Raw genomic sequence first — 5,075 nt, forward strand, 5'->3', positions numbered from 1 at the left:
TTTCTCGCGACTGAAACAAACATTCGGGTTTAGTTTTAGGAATAAATCTGAGACAAATAGAGAGAAGGAACTACTTGTTAAATGCTATTTGCTCAATAAGTTCACTGATATTGGTATGGCTAAATTTGAGATAGCTTCATAAATTTATTGTGCGTTACCTACTATCCGAAGAGCGATGCAACAAAGCCATCCCAGTGTCAAGCACTGGGATGACACCCTCCTTGGCAAACAATGTTCGTACAGCTATGTGCGTGACGCTGGCGCTGGAATCTAGAAAAAAATAGATCCAAGTAGTCAAGCTACTTGGATGATACTGACTGCTAATTTTTTATGCAAGAGGTCCAATCATTCACCGTTCTTGCAAGTGATAGCACTCTCACTTCTTTTGCACCGGAGTTTAAAATTTCCTGAGAGCAAGATCTTACAGTTGCTCCGGTTGTTACCACATCATCAACTAATATCACGATTTTATTTTCGATAATTTTCTTGTTGCTTGTTTTAAAAGCCTTCTTTAAATTTTTTTCACGCTGTTTAAGTGAAAGACCAGCTTGAGGCGCAGTATGGCGAAGGCGTTTTATTGCAAATGGCGTATAGGATAAATTGGACAACTTACTCAATTCTTTTGCAAGCAGTGCTGCTTGATTATATTTACGTTTAAACAAGCGCATTTTATGTAACGGTATAGGAATTATGATCTCTGCGTTCTGAAATGTATCCTGATTAGCTTGGTGTATCCACTTTGCATAGATTTTTACGTAATTCAAATTATCAAAAAATTTGAAATTTATAATCATGTTTCTACTATGTTGATCATAAGCAAAAACTGATCTTAATACTTTAAACGGTGGAGGATTGATGATGCACTTACCACACGTATAAATATTGTCTGAGATTACTACGCCACAAACATTGCAGTAATGCTTAGTTAGAAAATTGATTTTTTTGTTGCATTCACTACACAGATTAAGATTTTCATCAATGATACATTCGCAACTTACGCATACGCTTGGAAATATGAGATTTGTAGCTTTTTTTAGTAAGAGAAGGTTCACAACTCATTAAATATATTATAAAATAATTTATATAGTATAACTAAAGTAACTTAAGCTTACACTCTTTCACTTTTTATTCCATTTCAATATAGTTCATGCTGCTGAAAAGCAGAACTTATAACTCAGTTTGTGGTATACCATTGACTGAAGTAGTCTTTGAATTATCCTTAGATAAAAATTGATGTTTTTCTGGCTTCTGTACTTCACTCAACTTACTTTGCACTTTGTCACAAGCCCACACAAGTGGCGTTATGATTGACGCGGCAGCCCAAATGATAGCAGCGCAAGCATAACTTACAATCTTGTTAAATACTCTAGCTACTGCATTAGCACAATCTTGCCCCATTTCTAAAAATATGTTTGAATAATTAACGAATGATTTTGTATCTGTTTTAAAACAATAGTCCCCTGTTATTTTTGACAATAACTTGACTGGAAAGTATGACAAACATGCCACTATCAAAAATAAAGGTTGCAATATTATGTTGGCTGCTAAAACAGCACCCAGTGTACACAATGAATACACTCCCTCTGCTCTGTGGCCCACGTATTCACATTTATCATTATCTTGATAATACTTGTTATAATTGTCTTTACTCTCAACTCCACAAATTACATCTTTCACAGGTCCTAGCACATTATCAACGTAACGTACAGATTTATAGAAACTATTTTCTGGAACTAGTGTGTTATCTTCTGCTTTCTTAGCAGGTACAACTCCATATTCAACGTACCTTCTAAAGTATCGATATACTGACATTCTTATCTCCAAATCATAAATATGCAACCTAGCCTAATATAATTAAGAAATAGTTTATAATAAATACGTTTTAAGATACCTGCCTGTAACACTTTCTGGAATTTTTACCACTTCTTCTGGAGTTCCAGTAGCAATCACTTCTCCGCCTTTTATTCCGCCCTCTGGTCCGATGTCTATTATATAATCTGCAGTTTTTATAACGTGCAAATTGTGCTCGATAACTATAACAGTGTTTCCCAGATCGACTAATCTATGGAGTATTTTTAGTAAGTTATTTATATCTTCAAAGTGTAATCCAGTTGTTGGCTCATCAAGAATATACAATGTTCTTCCGGTAAATCGTTTTGATAGCTCCTTGGACAGCTTTATTCGTTGTGCTTCACCCCCAGACAACGTTGTTGACGACTGTCCGAGTTTTATATAGCCAAGCCCCACTTCCTGCAAAGAAATCAACTTTTCTTTTACCATTGGAAGGTTTTCAAAAAAATCACAAGCTTGATCTATCGTCATATCAAGGACATCAGAGATTGATTTTTCTTTATAAGTAACTTCCAATGTTTCCCGATTATACCTTCGCCCTTTACATTGCTCACACTTCACATAAACGTCCGGTAGAAAATGCATCTCTATCTTTAAGTGCCCATCACCTTTACAAGCCTCACACCTTCCCCCTCTGGTATTAAATGAAAACCGGCCTATATTATATCCCCTTGCTTTTGACTCCGAAAGACCTGCAAACCAATTTCTTATATGAGTGAACATACCAACATATGTTGCTGGATTTGACGCAGGAGTTCTACCAATTGGCGACTGATCAACTTCTATAACTTTATCTATATATTCAAGGCCTTCTATTCTATCACACTGACCATACCTTGCAGACGAATGATGTATCTTATGTGCTGAATATTTATATAACGTTTCTATGACTAAACTTGATTTTCCCCCTCCTGATATTCCAGTAACACAAATAAGATTCCCTATAGGAAATTTAACGTTCACATTTTTTAAGTTATTTTCACATGCATTTATTACTTTTATGAACTGAGTTGCTTGCTTTCTTCTCCTTGGAATTAAAATTTTTTTCTCTCCACTCAAATATTGCCCTGTTATGCTCCCCGAATTTCTTTGCACCTGGTCTGGTGTTCCTTCTGCAACAACTTTTCCACCATTTACGCCAGCTCCAGGACCAATATCAATCGCATAATCAGCAGCCATTATTGTATCTTCATCATGCTCAACAACGATTACAGTGTTACCCATGTCTCTTAAGTTTTTTAGTGTGGCAATTAACCGATCATTATCACATTGATGAAGGCCAATCGAGGGTTCATCAAGAACATATAAAACCCCCGTTAATCCTGAGCCAATTTGCGAAGCAAGTCTGATCCTCTGACTCTCGCCGCCAGAGAGAGTGCTAGATTCTCGATCAAGCGTTAGGTAATTCAACCCTACATTCTTTAAAAATGTTAGCCTCTTGATTATTTCACTTAGTATTTTATTTGAGATTTGCTTCTGTTGTTCTGTGAGCTTGTCTGGCAAATTTTCAAACCACTTAAGGGATTCATCGATACTAAGCCCTGATATTTCACCTATATGTTTGCTATCAATTTTTACTGTAAGCGCTTCTTTTCTCAATCTATAGCCAGTGCATTCTCTGCAGTGAGTAACAGAGCAATATCGCTCAACAAGCGTTTCATCATAATCCATCTGGTTTTCTAAGATACTGACCAAACCTTGAAATTTACCGAAGCCAAAGAGTATCATATCTTTTACTTCTTGATCTATGTTCTTCCACGGAACATCAAAGCTAAATTTACAATTTTCAGCCAGTGATAGAATTGCACTTTTTAAAAATCCATAACCTGTGTGCACTTGACGGAACATTGATCCCACTGGCTTTAAAGCGCCTTCAGATATTGAAAGAGTTTCATCTGGCACTATCAGCTTCACATCAATAGCCAGCTTTTTACCAAGCCCATTACACGAACCACATGCACCGTAAGGGCTGTTAAAAGAAAATAATCTTGGTTCTATTTCCTCAAGAGTGAAACCAGACTCGGGGCATGCAAAATTCTCTGAAAAAGTCAGAATTTGACCATTTTTATACTCGGAATTATGGTTGTCAGGTAGGTTTACTATTTCTACATACATTAGACCATTACCAAGTTTTAGTGCGGATTCTATACTACTTGGCAGTCGATTTCCTATATCGCCCAATATTGATATTCTATCTGCAACCACAAAAATGTCGTGTTTCTTGTTCTTATCGAGTTTAGGCAAGTCATCTACATTGTACACTTCACCATCTATTTTGAACCTTACGTAACCTTGTCTTTTAATTTCCAATATCTCTTTAAGATGTTCTCCCTTTCTACCACGCACAACAGGGGCAAGTATATATATCTTAGTTTCTAAAGGTAACGCAATTATAGTATCTACAATTTGAGACACCGTTTGTTTTGTTATTGGTAATCCAGTTGCAGGTGAATAAGGAACTCCTATTCGTGCATATACTAAGCGCAAGTAATCGTAAATTTCGGTAACAGTTCCAACTGTTGACCTTGGATTTTTTGAGATCGATTTCTGGTTGATAGATATTGCAGGAGAGAGACCTGTAATCGACTCAACATCTGGTTTATCCTGAATGTTGAGAAATTGACGCGCGTAAGCTGACAGGCTTTCAACGTACCGGCGTTGGCCTTCTGCATAAATCGTATCAAATGCAAGGCTAGACTTGCCAGAACCACTTAGCCCAGTTATAACAACTAGCTTATTTTTCGGTATATTGACGTCTACACCTTGCAGATTATGTTCCCTTGCGCCCTTAACTCTGATAAAATCGTCCATATTATACCATATAGCGTATTAACCATTATAGCCTCAAAATACGTGAATTTATAGTGATATATTGATTTTCTATTGATTTTTTCAACTGTTACGGAAAATTAAGCAGCGTTTGATAAATCGTCATTCCGCTACTTGTTAGCGGCTGAGATACCGCGACGGTATGACGGTTATAGCATTTCTCATAATAGTCCGAACAGGTCATAGGAAGGCAGAATCAACAGCACGACGAAAGGATTCGAATAGAGGAATGTTTTTCCTAGCTCTGTTTTTTATAGCAAACCAATGATGCTCAATTTTGTTGAAATCTGGAGAATACGGCGGCAGATACAAAATTTCTGCACCAACTCCTCTAGCAAGCTCGATAATCTTACCAGACTTATGAAAAGTAGCATTGTCAAGAATGACAGTCTGTC

The 5,075-nt window shown here is 36.7% G+C and carries 5 protein-coding genes and 1 pseudogene; 2 read left to right on the top strand and 4 right to left on the bottom strand.

Annotated features, from left to right (window positions below):
- Both ACIPNH_RS06745 and ACIPNH_RS02875 read left to right on the top strand, forming a co-directional pair.
- A pseudogene (locus ACIPNH_RS06745) lies at window positions 1-142 on the top strand (IS5 family transposase); the annotation flags it as partial.
- A gap of 7 nt (window positions 143-149) precedes the next feature.
- The gene (locus tag ACIPNH_RS02875) at window positions 150-284 is read left to right on the top strand and encodes a hypothetical protein (protein ID WP_256437791.1); all 135 of its coding nucleotides are present in this window, start codon (window positions 150-152) and stop codon (window positions 282-284) included.
- Window positions 285-320: 36 nt separating this feature from the next.
- Here the strand turns inward: ACIPNH_RS02875 and ACIPNH_RS02880 are convergent, their stop codons facing one another.
- From ACIPNH_RS02880 to ACIPNH_RS02895, 4 genes are all read right to left on the bottom strand, one after another.
- Window positions 321-1,052, bottom strand: a complete 732-nt coding sequence (locus ACIPNH_RS02880; protein ID WP_155969427.1) for a ComF family protein — start codon at window positions 1,050-1,052, stop codon at window positions 321-323.
- Between the two features lie 115 nt (window positions 1,053-1,167).
- Complete coding sequence (locus ACIPNH_RS02885; protein WP_174515954.1) at window positions 1,168-1,812, bottom strand: hypothetical protein; 645 nt, start codon at window positions 1,810-1,812, stop codon at window positions 1,168-1,170.
- A gap of 54 nt (window positions 1,813-1,866) precedes the next feature.
- The gene (gene uvrA, locus ACIPNH_RS02890) at window positions 1,867-4,662 is read right to left on the bottom strand and encodes an excinuclease ABC subunit UvrA (protein ID WP_400771628.1); all 2,796 of its coding nucleotides are present in this window, start codon (window positions 4,660-4,662) and stop codon (window positions 1,867-1,869) included.
- Window positions 4,663-4,860: 198 nt separating this feature from the next.
- Window positions 4,861-5,075: transposase (locus ACIPNH_RS02895; RefSeq protein WP_400771539.1), on the bottom strand; the 215-nt coding region annotated here is incomplete at its 5' end.

The sequence above is a fragment of the Wolbachia endosymbiont of Drosophila barbarae genome, from assembly GCF_044752445.1.
Lineage (GTDB): Bacteria > Pseudomonadota > Alphaproteobacteria > Rickettsiales > Anaplasmataceae > Wolbachia > Wolbachia pipientis.

Coding starts and splice junctions, on each gene's coding strand:
- ACIPNH_RS02885 (WP_174515954.1), bottom strand. CDS start 1,812: ATGTCAGTATATCGATACTTTAGAAGGTACGTTGAATATGGAGTTGTA.
- uvrA (WP_400771628.1), bottom strand. CDS start 4,662: ATGGACGATTTTATCAGAGTTAAGGGCGCAAGGGAACATAATCTGCAA.